At 62.2% G+C, this 18,985-nt stretch carries 13 protein-coding genes and 1 pseudogene; 8 read left to right on the top strand and 6 right to left on the bottom strand.

Features of this window, described 5'->3' with window-relative positions:
- Nucleotides 1–43 precede the first annotated feature (43 nt).
- Nucleotides 44–313, top strand: a pseudogene (locus CUJ91_RS34780) (Arm DNA-binding domain-containing protein); the annotation flags it as partial.
- Between the two features lie 164 nt (nt 314–477).
- Here the strand turns inward: CUJ91_RS34780 and CUJ91_RS35095 are convergent.
- Nucleotides 478–651 carry a hypothetical protein gene (locus CUJ91_RS35095; RefSeq protein ID WP_279635378.1) on the bottom strand — a complete coding sequence of 58 codons (174 nt, stop codon included), beginning with the start codon at nt 649–651 and terminating at the stop codon, nt 478–480.
- A 106-nt stretch (nt 652–757) separates the two neighbouring features.
- Between CUJ91_RS35095 and CUJ91_RS34770 the strand changes: the two genes are divergently transcribed.
- Both CUJ91_RS34770 and CUJ91_RS35265 read left to right on the top strand, forming a co-directional pair.
- Nucleotides 758–1,093: a helix-turn-helix domain-containing protein gene (locus tag CUJ91_RS34770; protein WP_053858234.1), complete on the top strand. Its 336-nt coding sequence runs from the start codon at nt 758–760 to the stop codon at nt 1,091–1,093.
- A 30-nt stretch (nt 1,094–1,123) separates the two neighbouring features.
- Nucleotides 1,124–1,222 carry an AraC family transcriptional regulator gene (locus CUJ91_RS35265; RefSeq protein ID WP_082366986.1) on the top strand — a complete coding sequence of 33 codons (99 nt, stop codon included), beginning with the start codon at nt 1,124–1,126 and terminating at the stop codon, nt 1,220–1,222.
- A 185-nt stretch (nt 1,223–1,407) separates the two neighbouring features.
- Here CUJ91_RS35265 and CUJ91_RS10115 read toward each other — a convergent pair whose 3' ends face one another.
- Complete coding sequence (locus tag CUJ91_RS10115) at nt 1,408–2,319, bottom strand: LysR family transcriptional regulator (protein WP_029971596.1); 912 nt, start codon at nt 2,317–2,319, stop codon at nt 1,408–1,410.
- A gap of 165 nt (nt 2,320–2,484) precedes the next feature.
- Between CUJ91_RS10115 and CUJ91_RS10110 the strand changes: the two genes are divergently transcribed.
- Genes CUJ91_RS10110 through CUJ91_RS10100 form a run of 3 tightly spaced genes read left to right on the top strand, consistent with a single transcriptional unit; the run spans nt 2,485 to nt 8,369 of the window.
- Nucleotides 2,485–5,931: a molybdopterin-dependent oxidoreductase gene (locus tag CUJ91_RS10110; protein ID WP_107706821.1), complete on the top strand. Its 3,447-nt coding sequence runs from the start codon at nt 2,485–2,487 to the stop codon at nt 5,929–5,931.
- Nucleotides 5,932–5,957: 26 nt separating this feature from the next.
- Nucleotides 5,958–6,893, top strand: coding sequence for a bifunctional Delta(1)-pyrroline-2-carboxylate/Delta(1)-piperideine-2-carboxylate reductase (lhpI, locus tag CUJ91_RS10105; RefSeq protein WP_107706697.1), 936 nt, complete (start codon nt 5,958–5,960; stop codon nt 6,891–6,893).
- Nucleotides 6,894–6,917: 24 nt separating this feature from the next.
- A complete protein-coding gene (locus CUJ91_RS10100; protein ID WP_053859044.1) occupies nt 6,918–8,369 on the top strand; it encodes a short-chain fatty acid transporter in 1,452 nt (483 codons plus the stop codon).
- A gap of 53 nt (nt 8,370–8,422) precedes the next feature.
- On the opposite strand, the gene CUJ91_RS10095 is transcribed toward CUJ91_RS10100, so the two are convergent.
- From CUJ91_RS10095 to CUJ91_RS10080, 4 genes are all read right to left on the bottom strand, one after another.
- Nucleotides 8,423–9,985 carry a DHA2 family efflux MFS transporter permease subunit gene (locus CUJ91_RS10095; RefSeq protein ID WP_006050945.1) on the bottom strand — a complete coding sequence of 521 codons (1,563 nt, stop codon included), beginning with the start codon at nt 9,983–9,985 and terminating at the stop codon, nt 8,423–8,425.
- Nucleotides 9,986–10,016: 31 nt separating this feature from the next.
- Nucleotides 10,017–11,279, bottom strand: a complete 1,263-nt coding sequence (locus tag CUJ91_RS10090) for an EmrA/EmrK family multidrug efflux transporter periplasmic adaptor subunit (RefSeq protein WP_006050944.1) — start codon at nt 11,277–11,279, stop codon at nt 10,017–10,019.
- Nucleotides 11,280–11,367: 88 nt separating this feature from the next.
- A complete protein-coding gene (locus tag CUJ91_RS10085; RefSeq protein ID WP_006050943.1) occupies nt 11,368–12,924 on the bottom strand; it encodes an efflux transporter outer membrane subunit in 1,557 nt (518 codons plus the stop codon).
- A gap of 48 nt (nt 12,925–12,972) precedes the next feature.
- The gene (locus tag CUJ91_RS10080; RefSeq protein ID WP_006050942.1) at nt 12,973–13,488 is read right to left on the bottom strand and encodes a MarR family winged helix-turn-helix transcriptional regulator; all 516 of its coding nucleotides are present in this window, start codon (nt 13,486–13,488) and stop codon (nt 12,973–12,975) included.
- A gap of 356 nt (nt 13,489–13,844) precedes the next feature.
- Here CUJ91_RS10080 and typA point away from each other — a divergent pair, with 356 nt between their 5' ends.
- Complete coding sequence (gene typA, locus CUJ91_RS10075) at nt 13,845–15,671, top strand: translational GTPase TypA (RefSeq protein WP_107706698.1); 1,827 nt, start codon at nt 13,845–13,847, stop codon at nt 15,669–15,671.
- A gap of 392 nt (nt 15,672–16,063) precedes the next feature.
- Nucleotides 16,064–18,925 (top strand): 2-oxoglutarate dehydrogenase E1 component, encoded by a 2,862-nt coding sequence (locus tag CUJ91_RS10070; RefSeq protein WP_114156172.1) that lies wholly within the window; start codon nt 16,064–16,066, stop codon nt 18,923–18,925.
- The last annotated feature ends 60 nt before the right edge of the window (nt 18,926–18,985 follow it).

The following is an 18,985-nucleotide window of genomic DNA, read 5'->3' as shown; positions in this document are numbered from 1 at the left end:
TAGGATCCTCTGCAGAGGTCTGCAGAGGTCCATAAGCGCCTGGATTTCCCCGACGCTTACGGACCCCGGATTGCGGGCGCTCAACCCGACCGGCAGTATCTACAAGGTGGCCACCAAAGTGGCCGACCAACGTGGCCTGTATGTGGCCGTTACGTCGTCTGAGGTAGTTAGTTTCCCGTTCGACTATCGCCTGAATGGGCGTCGCGAGACGTTGGTCATAGGTCGCTACGATCCGCGGCTCCCTGCCTGCGGAACGCGTGATGCCGAGGAACTGACTCTCGGTATGTCATTGAGTCTCGCAGAGGCGAGGCTTGGATGGACCCAGCGCCAGCGCGCGCCATCCCTCCCGGTCCGATAGACATTTCGGCGGGAGAGCCGTCTCGAGGAGACTGCTCTGCGAAGAAGCGTGCCCGGTGCGCACGAACTCTGCCGCCTGATGCCGCTTGTGCTCCCGTAAAGCAGTGTGTGCGAGCGCCACTACGCGTCGAACCATTCGCCGAAACCGCGCAAACATTCTTCAACGATAGGCGCCGCCCGATCAAGCATGACTTGCTCCTGTGCGCAAACCGCGTCTCGCCAGTTTGCCGCCGCGACGATTGCTTCAGCGAGTTCGGCAGCGTCAAGCATGGCCAGATTGACGCCTGCGCCCATTGGCGGCATTACGTGGGCGGCATCGCCTACGAGCGTCAGTCCCGACTTCGCGGGCCATGTCGTCCCAGCAGGAAGACTGCTACCGCAGGTCCTGGCGGTCGGACCTTTGCTCGGAGCGCTGATACAGCGCGTCGCACCGTGGAACCATCCCGTCGAGCGGACGCCTGAAGAGGCGCGGGTCGTCTCAGTGCTGATAGACGAAATGCGCGCGGCAGAGCATGAACCACTGCACCTTCCCATACCGGACGACAAGCGCCTGCTGAAGATGGTCAGCATCGTGCTGAAGGATTTGAGCCGGGAACACTCTCTGGAAGCACTGTCGTCAATGGCCGGCCTGTCGGCTAGAACCGCTCGGCGCCTGTTTTCCGTATCGCTCGGCATATCGTTGGCCGAGTGGCGACAGCAGGCGTTGCTGCTGCGTGCCGTGTATCTGCTCGCGTAGGGCGAGTGCGTCTCGGCGGTCGCAGACGTCTTGGGCTATGCCAGCCCAAGCAGTTTCATCGCGATGTTCCGCAAGGCTTTTGGCGAGACGCCGGGGAGATATGTCAGGGCTGCGGGGCAGGATGCCTGATATTGACGTTCTGGCGAAAGCGTTTAGTTTTGCCGGCTCGGCAAGTAGCGCCTTTTGCCTGTCGGCCCAAGAATCTGCCGTTCGCCTTCACCTGGCTCGTAGGTGTGACGTTCGTGTGTCGGCTTCGCATCAATTCCCGGTCGCTCGCATACCGAACGTCCGCTATGTCCGTCAGGAACGATCAACTATTGGATTGTCTTCTTCCAGGACCGGAAGAGATCTAGCAGCACTTTCGCGGGCGTCGGCAGGATGCTCTTTCGGTGCCAGACGGCGCCGACGTCCATGGTCGGGATCGGAATGCTCAGGTCACGCCTCATAATCCGGCTCCCTTCGAGCGACCACGGACGATAGACGAGGTCCGAAAGAATCGTGACGCCCAACCCGAGTGCGACCATGCTTCGCACGGCTTCTATCGACTTGCTCTGGATACGCACGTGCGGTGCGAGGCCATATTTTCCCCAATACTTGCGAACAGTTCGGACATGCTCGTCCATGTCGAGTAAAAGGTAGTCCTCCTGCGCAATGTCCTGCAGCGTGACCTGTTGTGCATCTTGCAACGGGTGATCCGGATGGGTCCAAAGCCGGCGCATGGAGCGCAGAATCGTTTCGTATTTCAGCTCGTCCACGTTGGCCGTATTGGACACAAGCATCAGACCGATATCAAGCTGATTGTCGACGAGACGTTGCTCGATATCCTCGCGCGCGTCTTCGATGACCTCGACAGTCAGGTGCTCGAAGCGCTGCGAGACGGTAGCAAGCATTGACGGCATCAGGTAAGCCGAGACGGTTTCCGTGACGCCCACCCGAACGTGCCCCGAAATCTGTTCAGGTTCCTCCTGGGCCGCGACCACGGCGCGCCCGACGGACACATTCGCGTTCTGCACATGCCGAAGAAATCGCTCGCCTGCTCGGGTCAGGCGGACGCCCCTTGCGTGGCGCTGCAGCAGCGGCACCCCCACGGTGTCTTCGAGATTCTTCAGCGCGATCGTCATCGACGACTGCGAAACGGCGCAGAGATTGGCAGATCTGGAGATCTGCCCGGTATCAGCCACCGAGATGAAGTATTCGATCTGGCGAAGCGTAATGTGTGTGGCCACGTTGACGTACTCCCCTAGGTTGTGGCGCCGTGCAAACCGACGGCGCGAACCCACGACCGAACTGAGGTATTGAAAAATTATATATCGCGAGGCAAGAAATATGAATTAGGCAGGGCAATTTCGGCTGCATAGCATCCCGTCATGAAAGGAAACAGTGGAACGATGATGGAGACGCAGGAGAAGAAGGGGTACTGCACGTTATGCCGGTCAAGATGCGGCACGATCAATACGGTCCGCGGCGACGTGTTGCTGAAGGTTCGTCCCGACAACACGCACCCGACCGGCAACGCGATGTGCATGAAAGGCAAGGCCGCGCCGGAACTCGTACACAGCCCCGACCGGGTGTTGTATCCCATGCGCCGCACTGCCCCAAAAGGGGCGGCCGATCCGCGCTGGAAACGGATCAGCTGGGACGAGGCCCTTGACGAGATCGCGACCACGCTCGCGCACGTCAAGCGGGAAAACGGCGCTGAATCGGTGGTGTTCGGCGTCACCACCCCGAGCGGTACGCCGATGAGCGACAGCATCGACTGGGTGGAGCGATTCGTGTGGTCTTTCGGGAGTCCGAATATCTGCTACGCAACCGAGATCTGCAACTGGCATAAGGATTTCGCGCACGTGTTTACGTTCGGTTGCGGCATGCCAACGGCCGATTACCGGAATTCCGACGTCATCGTGCTTTGGGGTACGAATCCAGCCAACACGTGGCTGGCCCAGGCGGACAGTATCGCAGCGGGTCGGCGCAACGGCGCAAAGCTGATTGTCGTGGACCCGAGACCCACGGCGCTTGCGCGCGATGCGGATGTATGGCTGCGCGTGCAGCCAGGCACGGACGGCGCGCTTGCTATGGGAATTGCCCGGCAAATGATCGCGACGGGAAATATCGACGATACATTTGTCCGCGAGTGGACGAATGGCGCGTTCCTGGTTCGTCGTGATAGCGGATATTTTCTGCGTGAGCGCGACATCGATCCGGAGTCGTCGAACAATCGATATGCGGTCTGGAATGGCGCGCTCAATCGACTCGAACTCGTCGGAGAGGAGGCGAGCACGTCGCCGTCCGATCTTTCGATTTCAGCCTCGTATCAGATTCGCGTATTCGACCTGACGGGCCGGGTGATAGAAGTCACGTGTACGCCCGCTTTCGAGGTGTACCGCGATGCGCTGTCTGGTTACACGCCCGAACACGTGAGCAGAATCACCGGTGTCGACGCCTCGGCGATCGAAATCGTGGCGGCGATGCTCAGCCCACGCCAGCGCATTGCCTATCACGCGTGGTCTGGCGTGGGACAACATACGAACGCGACGCAAACGGAGCGGGCGATCGCTACGCTGTATGCACTGACAGGTGCATTCGATACGCAGGGTTCAAACCGCGAGTTGCTGAAGCAGCCAGCAAATCCTCTCAGTAATTACGCCATGCTGAGTCCTCAGCAGCGAACAAAGGCGCTCGGACTTGACGAGCGACCGCTCGGTCCGCCGTCCCAGGGATGGGTGACCGCGCGCGACGTTTATCGTGCGATTCTCGAGTCCAGGCCTTATCGGGTGCGCGCGCTTGTCGCGTTCGGCACCAACATGGTGATGTCGCAAGCCGACAGCGCATTGGCGCGGGACGCGCTGTGCGCACTGGATTTTCATGTCCATTGCGACCTGTTCGAAACGCCATCCGCCCGCTATGCGGATATTCTCCTTCCGGTCAATACGCCTTGGGAACGGGAAGGACTGCGTCTCGGCTTCGAGATCAATGAGCGGGCCGTCGAATTGGTCCAGTTGCGGCAGCGGATGGTGACGCCTCGCGGGGAGAGCCGGGCGGACTACAACATCGTGCTGGATCTGGCGGTCAGGCTCGGGATGGGGGATCAATTCTTCGGTGGCGACGTCGAAAAAGGATGGAACCATGTTCTCGAACCGTTGGGCCTGGACGTCGCGACGCTGCGTTCACATCCCGAAGGCATTTACCGGCCGCTCAGGCAGCAGGAAAAGCAATACGCTTGCGCCACGCCGAATGGCCCGCGAGGCTTTGCGACCGAAACGCGGCGCGTCGAGTTCTATTCGGAGAAGCTGCATCGGTACGGTTATCCGGCCGTACCTCACTATGTACCGCCGAGCCGCGGAGAAGTAGCACGCGCAGCTGAGCGTCGACGCTTTCCCTATACGCTCACTTCCTTCAAGAACGGCTACTACTGCCACAGCCAGCATCGTAGCCTGCCAAGCCTTCGTCGCCGTGCCCCTTATCCCGTCGCGGAACTGAGCGCCGATCTGGCGGCCGTGAAGGGCATTGTCGACGGCGACTGGATACGCGTCGCCAGTACCAACGGCACCGCGCGATTTCGTGCGCGAGTTGTCCCCGAACTCGCGCCGGATGTCGTAGTCGCGGAGTATGGCTGGTGGCAGGCGTGCGACGAAATCGGCATGGAATCGTCGGCGGCACTGGGAAGCGCAAACAGTAACTACAACAGCATCGTGTCCGGCGCCATTGTCGATCCGCTGAGCGGTTCGTCGCCGCTTCGTGCCGTGCCATGCGACGTCACGCTCGACGCGTCGGTCGATCCAGCGCGACGGGCATGGCAAGGATTCCGGGACTTTGTCGTGTCGGCCGTACATGGAGAAGCCGAAGGCGTTCGCACGGTTACGTTCAGCGCAGCCGACGGTGGACCGCTCCCCGACTATCTGCCCGGACAGCATGTGACGGTCCATATTCCGGAGTTGTGCGAAGGAGGAACGACGCGTGCCTATTCGCTCACTGGCCATGCGATTGAAAGCGATCGCCGGACATACTCGATCTCCGTGCGCCATCAGCGAGGCCGAAGTGCCGATGGTGAGCAGTTCGAGGGCGTCATGTCCTCGCATATTCATCGCGAGTTGGCAGTTGGACACAGGGTCTTGCTTCAAGCCCCCAGCGGCACCTTCGTCGTACCGCCGGCTTCGAAGCGACCGGTCGTCATATTCGCGGGTGGGATTGGAATAACGCCCTTCATTTCGTGGCTGGAAACGATCGGGGAACTGGGCACACAAGCGCCTGAATCGCAGCTGTTTTACGCGAATCTCAATAGCTCGACTCATGCGTTCCGGAAACGAATTGCGCAATTGCAGCGTGCGTTGCCAACGCTCAAGGTCGTGAATTGCTATAACCAGCCGCGCGACGAAGTACTCGGACGCGACTTCGAGATGCAGGGCTACCTCACTGCGGACGTCGTGGACGACGCATTGATACAGCACCGCGCGCGATTCTATTTATGCGGCCCGGAGCCGATGATGAACGCCATCACGGCAGGCCTCGTCGAGCGCGGCGTACCGCCGTTCGATATCTTCAGCGAGGCCTTTCGGTCTCCGTCAAAGCCGGCCCTCGATCCATCACAGCGCTTCGCCGTCGAATTCCGGCGGTCGCGGATCAAGGCGGAATGGGCACCCGAACGGGGAAGCCTGCTCAGCTTCGGCGAGAGCCTCGGCATCAGCATGCCGAGCGGCTGCCGGGTCGGGCAATGCGAGAGCTGTGCCGTCAAGGTCCTGGCGGGCAAGGTGTCGCATATGACGGGGCATGGGCCGGATGAAGCCGATATGTGCCTCGCCTGCCAGGCGATCCCGGCCACTGATATTTCCATTGAAGCGTGAATGACCCACGAGGAGCCAAATCGAGCATGAAATTTTTCGACACGCCAGCGACACGCGAAGCGCTGGACTTCGCCACGCTGATTCCGTCGCTGAAGAAGGCGTTCATCAAGGGGTGTGAGGTTCCACTCCGGCACTCGCACACGATCAATAGCGGCGACGGCAATAGCGGCACCGTATTGATCATGCCGGCGTGGGAGGCGGACGGATATCTCGGCATCAAGACCGTGAACATTTTCCCCGGTAACCAGGGCCGCGGAATGCCCGGCTTGCACTCGACTTACGTGCTGTACGACGCCAGCACGGGTGAGCCACTCGCGCAGATGGACGGCAATGAAATCACCTCACGCCGGACCGCCGCCGCCTCGGCACTCGCTGCAACCTTTCTGGCGCGCGACGACTCCTCGCACATGGTGCTGTTGGGCGCCGGACGCGTGGCAAGCCTGGTGCCGTCAGCGTATCGAAGCCAGCTCCCAATCACGCATGTCGAGGTCTGGGACATCTATCCGGAATCGGCCGCGCGACTCGTGCAGCAACTGCGAGGCGAAGGTTTCAATGCGGCCGTTGTCGCCAGTCTGCCGGACAGCGTGGCGCGCGCGGATGTCGTGAGCTGCGCGACGCTCGCCACCGAGTCGATCGTACGCGGCTCGTGGTTGAAAGCGGGAACGCATCTCGATCTTATCGGAAGCTTCACGCCGCAGATGCGCGAGGCTGACGACGATTGTTTCCGCCACGCACGCGTGTTTGTGGATACGGACGAGGCGCCGCAGAAGTCCGGCGACCTGATTGGGCCGTTGTCGCGCAACGTGATTTCGCCGGCGGACCTGAACGGTACGCTCGCGGCCCTGTGCCGGGGCGACGTCGGTGGGCGATTCGACGGCAGCGAGCGCACGGTATTCAAAGCGGTGGGGACCGCACTCGAAGACCTGGCTGCGGCAGTGCAGGTTTATGAACAGCATGTTTAATCACTCGAAGCGTCGGAGACCATGATGAAGGAATTGAACCGTCAGCAAGACCTGGCAGCCTCGACAGCCGACGATGCAGTCGGACTCGAGCGTATGGCCGCAGCAGTGACCCGTTGGTCGGAAAAGTGGTTTCCCGACGCATACATATTCGCGGCGATCGCGGTTGTCGTCGTCGCGGTCGGCGCGCTGGCGACGGGCGCGCCTGCACAACGTGTGGGCATTGCCTTCGGAGACGGATTCTGGAGCCTGATTCCCTTTACGATGCAGATGGCGATCGTGGCCATTTCAGGCTACGTGGTCGCGGTATCTCCGCCTGCCGCCAAATTGATCGCATGGCTTGCCCGCTTGCCGTCGAACGGCAAGTCTGCGGTGGCATTCGTCGCGCTGGTCAGCATTTCGGCGTCGCTTTTCAACTGGGCGATCAGCCTGATCTTCAGCGGCCTGCTGGTTCGTGCGCTCGCTCGTCGCACCGGGCTCCGTATGGACTATCGAGCGGCGGGTGCCGCCGCCTATCTCGGCATGGGCGCGACCTGGGCGCTGGGATTGAGTTCGTCGGCATCGCAATTGCAGGCGAATCCGGACAGTTTGCCGAAAGCGCTGCTGGCGATCACCGGTGTCATTCCGTTCTCCGAAACGATTTTTCTTCCCCAGTCGTTGCTGATAGTCGCCGCTCTGACCGTCGTATCGCTTTTGATCGCGTATCTCTCTGCGCCGGGCACCGAACGCGCCAAAACCGCGCAGCATCTGGGCATCTCGCTGAACGAGGCGGAACTCGAAGTAGCAGCGCCTTCACGCCCCGGCGACTGGCTCGAGTACAGCCCGTTGATCACAATCCTGATCGTCGCACTCGGCTCTGTTTGGGCATGGCACGAATTCACCGCGAAAAATCCGGTGCTGGCGATCTCGAATCTCAATACCTACAACTTCGTGTTCCTGTTGGCCGGGATGCTGTTGAACTGGCGCCCCCGCCGCTTCCTGAACGCCGTGGCGAAATCGGTGCCGTCCGTGGCTGGCGTGTTGATCCAGTTTCCTCTCTACGGAGGCATTGCGTACATGCTGACGAAAGCCTCCGCGCCGTCGGGACTACCGTTGGCCGATCATCTTTCGCATTTCTTCGTTGCAGTGTCGTCGCATGCGTCGTTTCCGGCGCTGATGGGCATCTACTCTGCCGTCCTTGGATTCTTCGTGCCGTCAGGTGGCGGGAAATGGATCATCGAGGCACCGTACGTGATCGCGGCAGCCAGGGAACTGCAGGTTCATCTGGGCTGGGCGGTAACCGTCTACAACGCGGCGGAGGCGTTGCCGAATTTGATCAACCCTTTCTGGATGCTGCCGTTGCTAGGCGTGCTGGGATTGCGGGCTCGCGACGTGGTGGGCTTCACGTTTACCCAGTTCATCGTGCATCTTCCGCTCGTGATCTTCATGCTGTGGATTCTTGCGGGGACGTTGACCTTCCATCCCCCCGTCATGCCCTGATCCGTCTGTGGCGCCAGCCCGGTGCAGCAGGTTGTCAGTCTGGTCTGCTCGTCTCAATGCGCCGCCGCAGCAGCCGCGCCCGCATCGCCACCGGCTCTTTCCGGCTTCGTGATCCAGATCAGCGCAATCAGCGCGACGAAGATGCCGGCCGAAACGAAGAACAGGTCGTTCACGCCCAATTGCGCGGCCTGTTGCGTCGCCATCGAATTGAAGAGCCCATACGCTTGCGGTTGACTGAAACCCGCCGCGCCCATTTGCCGGATCGACTGATCGAAGACCGGGTTGTAGGCGTTGGCGCGCTCGGTCAGTTGCGCATGATGCATGATAGAGCGATGGTCCCACGCCGTCTGAAAGATCGACGTGCCGATGCCGCCGCACATGATCCGCACGAAGTTCGACAAGCCCGAGGCCGCCGGAATCCGGTTGCCCGGCAAGCCCGACAGCGTGATCGACACGAGCGGAATGAAGAACCCGGCCATGCCGATGCCCTGAATCAGCGTGGGCAACAGCAGCGAGTACGTATCGACGCCGGTCGTGTAGCGCGAGCGCATCCAGAAGCACAGCGCGAACACGAGGAACGACAGGGTCGCGATGTAGCGCGGATCGGTGCGTGGCAAGACCTTGCCCGTGATCGGCGACAGCAGCACGGCAAACAGTCCGACGGGCGCCATCACGAGACCGGCGTCGGTCGCCGTGTAGCCGATGTCGGTTTGCAGCCACAGCGGCAATAGCACGAGATTGCCGAAGTAAAGGCCGTAGCCGATCGACAGCGCGACCGTGCCGCCCGTGAAATTGCGCTTGCTGAAGAGCGAGAGGTCGACCACCGGATGCTCGGCCGTCAATTCCCACACGATAAAAAACGCGAGCGCGATCACGGCGACGAGCGCCAGCACGACGATCGTGGTCGACGAAAACCAGTCGAGGTCCTTGCCCTTGTCGAGCATGACCTGCAACGAGCCGACCCACAAGATCAGCAGGCCCAGGCCGACACCGTCGATCGGCGCCTTTTTCACGACGGAATCGCGGTTGCGGAAGATCATCCACGTCGCGGCCGCGGCGACGGCGCCGACGGGAATGTTGACGTAGAAAATCCACGGCCACGAAATGTTGTCCGAGATCCAGCCGCCGAGAATCGGGCCGGCGACCGGCGCGATCAACGTGGTCATTGCCCACATCGACAGCGCCATCGGCGCCTTCGCGCGCGGATAGCTCGCGAGCAGCAGCGTTTGCGACAGCGGAATCATCGGGCCGGCCACCGCGCCTTGCAGCACGCGCGAGGCGAGCAGGAAGGGCAGCGTCGGCGCGAGGCCGCACATCCATGACGAGATCACGAACAGCACGATCGACGCCATGAAAAGCCGCACCTGGCCGATGCGGTCGGTGAGCCAGCCGGTCAGCGGCACGGAGATCGCGTTGGCGACCGCGAACGACGTGATCACCCACGTGCCCTGATCGGCCGACACGCCGAGGTCGCCGGAAATGGACGGGATGGAGACGTTCGCGATCGACGTGTCGAGCACGTTCATGAAAACGGCGAGCGACACCGCGATGGTGCCGATCACCAGTTGCGCCCCCTCGAGCGGCGGATGAGGGGCTTGCGCCTGAGCCTGAGCCATTCAAAAAGCCTTGTAGGAGTCGCCGCGCGGCTTACATCAGTTTTGCGGCCGCAGCCGCGGGCTTGCCGGTTCCCGACTGCACGGCTTTCTGCGCGCCAGCGTTCGGACCTGCGTTTTCCGCGATGATGCGGGCGATTTCGGCGTCGGCTTCGTCGCCGTATTTCGCGAACACGTTCGTCTGATAGACGGTGTTCTGCGCGTTGCCGAGCTGGCCGCCGTTCTCGTCCTTGATGCTGACGTCGGCTTGCATCGACAGGCCGATACGCAGCGGATGCTTTTCAAGCTCCTGCGGATCGAGCGCGATACGCACCGGCAGGCGCTGCACCACCTTGATCCAGTTGCCCGTCGCGTTCTGCGCGGGCAGCAGCGAAAACGCCGAACCCGTGCCCGCCGAGAAGCCGACCACCTTGCCGTGATAGACGACCGACGAACCGTACACGTCGGCGGTCAGTTCGACCGGCTGGCCGATGCGCATGTGCTTGAGCTGCACTTCCTTGAAGTTGGCGTCGACCCAGACGGCGCCGAGCGGCACGATCGCCATGAGCGGCGTGCCCGGCGAGACGCGCTGTCCGACCTGCACCGAGCGTTTCGCGACATAGCCGGTGACCGGTGCCGGCAGCGTGTTGCGCGCATTGTTCAGATACGCGTCGCGGACCTTCGCGGCAGAAGCCTGCACGTTCGGGTGATTCGCGATCGTCGTGTTCGCGGTCAGCGCGCGGTTCGACGCGAGTTGTTGCTGGGCGGCCTCGACGGCGGCCTGGGCGCTCTTCACGGCGTCGCGTGCGTGGGAAATTTCTTCCTGCGACACCGCGCCGGTTTGAGCCACGGTCATGCGGCGCTTCAGGTCGTCCTGAGCACGCGACAGGTCGGACTGGCGCTGGGCGACCTGAGCCTGGTACTGGTTGTCGTCGGCGAAGAGGCCGCGCACCTGGCGCACCGTCTGCGCGAGATTCGCTTCGGCCTGTTCGAGCGCGACGCGGGCGTCGGCCGGATCGAGCACGACGAGCGGGTCGCCGGCCTTGACCGTTTGGGTGTCGTCGGCGTTGACCGCGACGACCGTGCCGGTGACCTGCGGCGTGATCTGCACGACGTTGCCGTTCACGTAGGCGTCGTCGGTGTCTTCGTGAAAGCGCGCCACGAGGAAGTAGTACAGGCCGTAGGCGATGGCGGCGATCAGGATCACGATGACGAGCAGCGTCATCATGCGCTTGCGTTTGCCGTTGTTCGCGGATTGCGCCGGCTTGTTCGGCTGTGCCGGCTGGTTGTTAGCCGCGGGCTGCTGGGGGGTGCTCATTGATGTGCTCCGGGTTCTCTCTAACGTCGTCGTTTATTCGGATGTTCGTGTGTGGTCTGTTGCTGTCGATCCGTTGCGGTCCGCGCTGTTACTTCGCAGCCGCAGCCGTGGTCGTGGCGGTGGCCGCGGTGCCGCTGGCGCTTGCCGCGGCGGCCGGCGCGGCTGCTTGCTGGGGTCCGTCGCCAGGCACCACGAGCCCGGTTTGCGTCGCGTCGAAACCGCCGCCGAGCGCCTTGACGAGACCGATCTGCAGATCGCGGCGGCGCATCTTCAACGTGGTCACGGTCTGTTCGGCGGCGAGGCGGTTCTGGTCCGCGGTCAGCACCTGCAATTGCGGCGACAACCCGGCCTTGTAGCGGATCACGGCGAGCTGATACGCCTTCGTGGATGCGTCGAGCGCGCGCTGTGCGTCGCCCGATTGCTGGTCGATCGAGCGGATCGACGAGACTTGCGTGGCTACATCCGACAAAGCATTGATCAGCGTCTGGTTGTAATTCGCGACGTCCAGGTCGAAGTCGGCGTAACGGCCCTTCAACTGCGAGCGCAGCGCGCCGGCGTCGAAGATCGGCAGATGAACCGCCGGGCCGAACTGTATCTGCCGGCTGCCGGCCTTCAGGAAGCGGCCCCAGCCGAACGCGTCGAAGCCGAAAGCGGCGGCGAGATTCACATCGGGGAAAAACTCGGCCTTCGCTTCCTTCACGTCGTGCATCGCCGCTTCGACCTGCCAGCGTGCGGCCACGATGTCCGCGCGGCGCGCGACCAGGTCGGCCGGCAGATTGTCGGGCAGGGTCACCGCGTTGCCGGCGCCGAGCACAGGTTGCGCGATCTGCAGGCCGCGGTCGGGCCCCTTGCCGAGCAGCGCGCCCAACTGATAGCGCACCACGGTGATCTGGCCGTCGAGGTCGGTCAGGTTCGACTGGCTCGTCGCGATATTGCCGGTCGCGGTCTGGCGTTCGACGTTGGTGTCGAGGCCCGCGGCGACGCGGCCATTCGTGATCCGGCCGATTTCCTGGCGATTCTCGATCTCGCGCGCGGCGATGTCGCGCAGCGCGTAGAGCTGCGCAAGCTGGTTATAGGTGCTCGCCACGGAGGCCGCGAGCGTCACGCGCGCCTGCTGCATGTCCGCCTGAGCCGCCTTTTCCTGCGACACCGCCTGGCCGAGCCGCTGACGGTTCTTGCCCCACAGGTCGAGGTCCCACGAGGCGCTCGCCAGCACGTTGTTTTCGCTATACCAGGTGCCACCGTACGGAGGCGGGTAGAGCGCGTTGCCGGAGAAGAGTTCGCGCGTCCACGAATAGCTGCCGTTGACCTTCGGATAGAGCGCCGAGCGCGAACTTTCGATATACGACGACGCCTTCGCGAGACGCGCCTGCGCCTGCGCGATCGATGGATTGCCTTCCAGCGCTTCGTCAATCAGCTTCGGCAACTGGGGATCGCCAAACTGGTTCGCCCACTCGAGCGACGGCCACTGGCCGCCCTGGCCCGTCAGACTCTGCGTGGACTCGTACTGCTCCGGCGACGAGATCTGCTTGTCGCTTTTGACACCGAAGTAGTTCGCGCACCCCGCGAGGGCGAGCGCTGCCACCGCGGCGGCGACAGCGGCCCGGCGCGGAAACGCGGGCGCGGACAGGGAAAGGGATTTCATCGCTCGACTCTTTGAGTGGAATGTAATGATGGACGCTGCAAGTAATTTTTAAGTCTTGTTGCCGGAGCTGCTTGCCGCATCGCGAGCAAATGCCGTGCATTCGCCGGAATTGATCAGGGCTCGCCGCAGCATGCTCTTTAAGAAGCCCACTTCTTCCGGGGTGAAACCGGAGAGCAGACTATCCAGCACGCTGGTGAAAATCTTCGGCATCTTCGCCGCGATTGCGTGGCCTTCCGGCGTCAGCGCGAGCCGCACGGCGCGCCGGTCTTCGCTGCTGCGCACCCGCGTCAGCAGCCCGCGCTTTTCCAGCCGGTCGATCAGCCTCGTGACGGCGCTTGCGTCGATGCCGTATTCGCGGGCCAGTTCGGCCGCCAGCACGCATTTGCCGCTCGCCACCATGAACAGGATGCTGCCCTGCTGACTGGTGATGCCCAGTTCGGCCATGCTGCGCTGGGTGACCATGTTCGACATGGTCGACTTCACTCGCGCGAGCAGGTAGCCGACGCTTTCGCCGAGCTGATACTCGCTGATCTCCGGCGCGGGTGTTGAGGACGGCTCCGTCATGATTCTCGTGCGAATGCAATGGTTGACTATGCACGATTATAGGAGCCGGATGATTGACGCGGCAAGGGTTATTACAGCTTAGGCAAGGAATTTTCCGCACTCAAGAAGGAATCGGCGCGTTTTTGCGTAGGCGCAAATGAGGTGCGCTGTCAGTGTTGCGGGCTGCAAATGGCACGCCGCGGCGTCCGCTATCGGGGAATACCAGAAAGCGTCACCATCGCGTGCTATAATGTTGGGTTCCCAAAAGTGCGCTTTGGGCTTGTCGTAATTTTGTCCTCGTATTGCTCTGATAGAAGGGTAAGCGGCAGGGGTAAGCGGCATGAGCAAGCGGCGCACTCAACTGTCTCCAGGTTCCTATGACCCGCGCCCTACGCAACATCGCCATCATTGCCCACGTCGACCACGGCAAGACCACGCTCGTCGACCAGCTCCTCCGTCAGACCGCCACGTTCCGCGACAACCAGCAGATTGCCGAACGCGTGATGGACTCGAACGACATCGAAAAAGAACGTGGCATCACGATTCTTTCCAAGAACTGCGCCGTCGAATACGAAGGCACGCACATCAACATCGTCGACACGCCGGGACACGCCGACTTCGGCGGTGAAGTGGAGCGCGTGCTGTCGATGGTCGACTCCGTGCTGCTGCTCGTCGACGCCGTCGAAGGCCCGATGCCGCAAACGCGCTTCGTGACCAAGAAGGCGCTGGCGCTCGGCCTGAAGCCGATCGTCGTGATCAACAAGGTTGACCGTCCGGGCGCGCGTATCGACTGGGTGATCAACCAGACGTTCGACCTGTTCGACAAGCTCGGCGCGACCGACGAGCAGCTCGATTTCCCGATCGTCTACGCGTCGGGCCTGAACGGCTATGCCGGCCTCACGCCGGACGTGCGCGAAGGCGACATGCGCCCGCTGTTCGAAGCCGTGCTCAAGCACGTGCCGGTGCGCGCAGCCGACCCGGAAGGCCCGCTGCAATTGCAGATCACGTCGCTCGACTACTCGTCGTATGTCGGCCGTATCGGCGTGGGCCGCATCACGCGTGGCCGCATCAAGCCGGGCATGGCCGTCGCCGTGCGTTCGGGTCCGGACGGCGCGATTCTGAACCGCAAGATCAACCAGGTGCTGTCGTTCAAGGGTCTCGAGCGCGTGCAGGTCGAGTCGGCGGAAGCGGGCGACATCGTGCTGATCAACGGTATCGAGGAAATCGGCATCGGCGTGACCATCTGCTCGCCGGAACAGCCGGAAGCGCTGCCCATGATCACCGTCGACGAACCGACGCTGACCATGAACTTCCTCGTCAATTCGTCGCCGCTGGCTGGCCGTGAAGGAAAGTTCGTCACGAGCCGTCAGATTCGCGACCGCCTGATGAAGGAACTGAACCACAACGTCGCGCTGCGCGTGAAAGAAACCGGCGACGAAACCACGTTCGAAGTGGCGGGCCGCGGCGAACTGCACCTGACCATTCTCGTGGAAAACATGCGTCGCGAAGGCTATGAGCTGGCCGTGTCGCGTCCGCGCGTGGTGATGCAGGAAATCGACGGCGTGAAGCACGAGCCGTACGAAAACCTGACCGTCGACATGGAAGACGCGCACCAGGGCGGCGTGATGGAAGAGTTGGGCCGCCGCAAGGGCGAAATGCTCGACATGGCGTCGGACGGCCGTGGCCGCACGCGTCTCGAGTATCGTATTTCGGCGCGTGGCCTGATCGGCTTCCAGTCGGAATTCCTGACGCTCACGCGTGGTACGGGCCTGATGAGCCACACGTTCGACTCGTATCAGCCGGTCAAGGAAGGCGCGGTCGGCGAGCGCCGCAACGGCGTGCTGATTTCGCAGGACGACGGCGCCGCAGTCGCTTACGCGCTGTGGAAGCTGCAGGACCGCGGCCGTATGTTCGTGTCGCCGGGCGAGCCGCTGTATGAAGGCATGATCATCGGCATTCATAGCCGTGACAACGACCTGGTCGTGAACCCCATCAAGGGCAAGCAGCTCACCAACGTGCGTTCGTCGGGTACGGACGAAGCCGTGCGCCTCGTGCCGCCGATCCAGATGTCGCTGGAATACGCGGTCGAGTTTATCGACGACGACGAACTGGTCGAGGTCACGCCGCAATCCATCCGTCTGCGCAAGCGCTACCTGAAGGAACACGAGCGCCGCAGCGCAAGCCGTAAGGGCGCGGTGGACTAGGAGCAGCGCGCGCCGGTTACGGCGCCTTTGCTCTGACTGCTGTTCAAAAGCCACCCGAAGCCTTCTTCGGGTGGCTTTTTGTTTTTGCCGCGCCGATAGCGTTATCAGCACTTACCGCCGGTTCGCACTTCGTTTATGCGCGTTTGTCTCCGTTAATCGCAGAAGACTGTTGCGCGCCGCGAAAATCGCCGCGAAGGCCCGTCGTTGCGGGCCCGGGCGGCAATCCGTCTGCTATCTGGACTATCGGTTCTGTGATATGCTCCCCGGGTGCAAGTTTTAGGTCCTTCCAAGCAAGACTTGATTCGCGCAATCCGCTAAACGGTCAGGCCGTGTCGCGGAAGGTTCTGTAACCCGCTATTTCTCGAGAAACTCGAAGAAAGGTGAGCGTAAAAATGATGAAGCAATTCCAGTCGAACTCTTATCTGTTCGGCGGCAATGCTCCGTACGTAGAAGAAATGTACGAAGCATATCTCGACAATCCGGCGTCAGTGCCCGAGAACTGGCGCAGCTATTTCGACGCGTTGCAGAATGTTCCCGCATCGGACGGCAGCAATGCCAACGACGTGGCCCACGGCCCGATCGTCGAATCGTTTGCGCAACGGGCCAAGGCCAATGCCTTCATCCCGCGCACCGCACCCGGCGGCGAAGACCTCGCTACCGCGCGAAAGCAAGTCTATGTGCAGTCCCTCATCGGCGCATATCGCTTCCTCGGCTCGCAATGGGCCAATCTCGATCCCCTGAAGCGCCGCGAACGTCCCGCAATCCCCGAACTCGAACCCGCGTTCTACGACTTCACCGAAGCCGACATGGACCAGGAGTTCAGCGCCACGAATCTGTATTTCGGATTCGAGCGCGCGTCGCTGCGTGAGATCGTCAAGGCACTGCGCGACACGTATTGCGGCACGATCGGCGCCGAGTACATGTACATCAGCGATCCGGAACAGAAGCGCTGGTGGAAGGAAAAGCTGGAGTCGATCCGCTCCACGCCGAACTTCTCGAACGAGAAGAAGAAGCACATCCTGAATCGCCTGACGGCCGCTGAAGGCCTCGAGCGCTTCCTGCACACCAAATACGTCGGCCAGAAGCGCTTTTCGCTGGAAGGCGGCGAGAGCTTCATCGCGTCGATGGACGAAGTCGTGCGTCACGGCGGTGCTCGCGGCGTCCAGGAAATCGTCATCGGCATGGCTCACCGTGGCCGTCTGAACGTGCTGGTCAATACGCTCGGCAAGATGCCGGCTGACCTGTTCGCCGAATTCGAAGGCAAGCACGTCGACGACCTGCCGGCCGGCGACGTCAAGTACCACAAGGGTTTCTCGTCGGACGTCTCGACCGAAGGCGGCCCGGTTCACCTGTCGCTCGCGTTCAACCCGTCGCACCTCGAAATCGTCAACCCGGTGGTCGAAGGTTCGGCGAAGGCGCGTATGGACCGTCGCGGCGACGACAGCGGCCTGCAAGTGCTGCCGGTGCAGATCCACGGCGACGCGGCTTTTGCCGGCCAGGGCGTCGTGATGGAAACGCTGAACCTCGCGCAAACGCGCGGTTACGGCACGCACGGCACGCTGCACATCGTCATCAACAACCAGATCGGTTTCACGACGTCGGACCCGCGCGATTCGCGCTCCACGTTGTACTGCTCGGACGTCGTCAAGATGATCGAGGCGCCGGTGCTGCACGTGAACGGCGACGATCCGGAAGCGGTCGTTCTGGCCACGCAACTGGCTATCGACTTCCGCATGCAGTTCCACAAGGATGTCGTGGTCGACATCGTGTGCTTCCGCAAGCTGGGTCACAACGAGCAGGACACGCCGGCTGTCACGCAGCCGCTGATGTACAAGACCATCGCCAAGCATCCGGGCACCCGCGCGCTGTACGCGGAAAAGCTGGTGCAGCAAGGCGTGATCACCGCCGAGGAAGGCGAGGAATTCGTCAAGGCGTATCGCAAGGCGATGGACGAAGGCCATCACACGGTCGATCCGGTGCTCTCGAACTACAAGAGCAAGTACGCGGTCGACTGGGTGCCGTTCCTGAACCGCAAGTGGACCGACGCAGCCGACACGGCCGTGCCGCTCGCGGAACTGAAGCGCCTCGCCGAGCGCATCACCACGATTCCGGAAAACTTCAAGGTTCACCCGCTGGTCGAGCGCGTCATCAACGACCGTCGCGCGATGGGCCGTGGCGAAGCGAAGCTCGACTGGGGCATGGGCGAGCATCTCGCGTTCGCGTCGCTGGTCGCATCGGGTTATGCCGTGCGTCTGACGGGTCAGGATTCGGGCCGCGGCACGTTCACGCACCGTCACGCGGTGCTGCACGACCAGAACCGCGAGCGCTGGAACGACGGCACGTACGTGCCGCTGCAGAACATCGCCGAAGGTCAGGCGAAGTTCACGGTAATCGACTCGGTGCTGTCGGAAGAAGCGGTGCTCGGCTTCGAATACGGTTACTCGACGGCTGAACCGAACACGTTCGTCGCGTGGGAAGCGCAGTTCGGCGACTTCGTGAACGGCGCGCAAGTCGTGATCGACCAGTTCATCTCGTCGGGCGAAGTAAAGTGGGGCCGCGTGTCGGGTCTCACCATGCTGCTGCCGCACGGCTACGAAGGCCAGGGTCCGGAGCACTCGTCGGCGCGTATCGAGCGTTTCCTGCAACTGTGCGCAGACCACAACATGCAGGTCGTTCAGCCGACCACGCCGGCGCAGATTTTCCACCTGCTGCGCCGTCAGATGATCCGCCTGTTCCGCAAGCCGCTGATCGTCGCCACGCCGAAATCGCTGCTGCGTCACAAGGAAGCGGTGTCGGATCTGTCGGAACTCGCGAAGGGTTCGTTCCAGCCGGTTATCGGCGAAGTGGACGACACCATCGACGCGAAGAAGGTCAAGCGCGTGCTGGCGTGCTCGGGCCGCGTGTACTACGACCTCGTCGCGCATCGCCGCGAAGCGAAGGCAAACGACGTCGCGATCATCCGTATCGAACAGCTCTATCCGTTTGCGCACAAGCAGTTCGAAACGGAAATGAAGAAGTACGACAACGCGACGGAAGTGGTGTGGGTCCAGGACGAGCCGCAGAATCAGGGCCCGTGGTTCTACATCGAGCATCACCTGAAGGAAGGCATGAAGGAAGGACAGAAGCTGGCATACAGCGGCCGTCCGGCTTCGGCTTCGCCGGCAGTGGGCTACTACGCGAAGCACTACGAGCAGCAGAAGGCGCTGGTCGAAGGCGCTTTCGGCCGCCTCAAGAGCACGTCGATCGCTAAATAAAGAGAACAGACGAACCGGGAAAGCGCAGCGCGCTTTCCCGTGCCGCGTTCTGCAACCCAT

Source organism: Paraburkholderia graminis (genome assembly GCF_003330785.1).
GTDB classification, from domain to species: domain Bacteria; phylum Pseudomonadota; class Gammaproteobacteria; order Burkholderiales; family Burkholderiaceae; genus Paraburkholderia; species Paraburkholderia graminis.
Note: the sequence above shows the minus strand (reverse complement) of the source record. Positions and strands in the feature narration are given on the sequence as shown.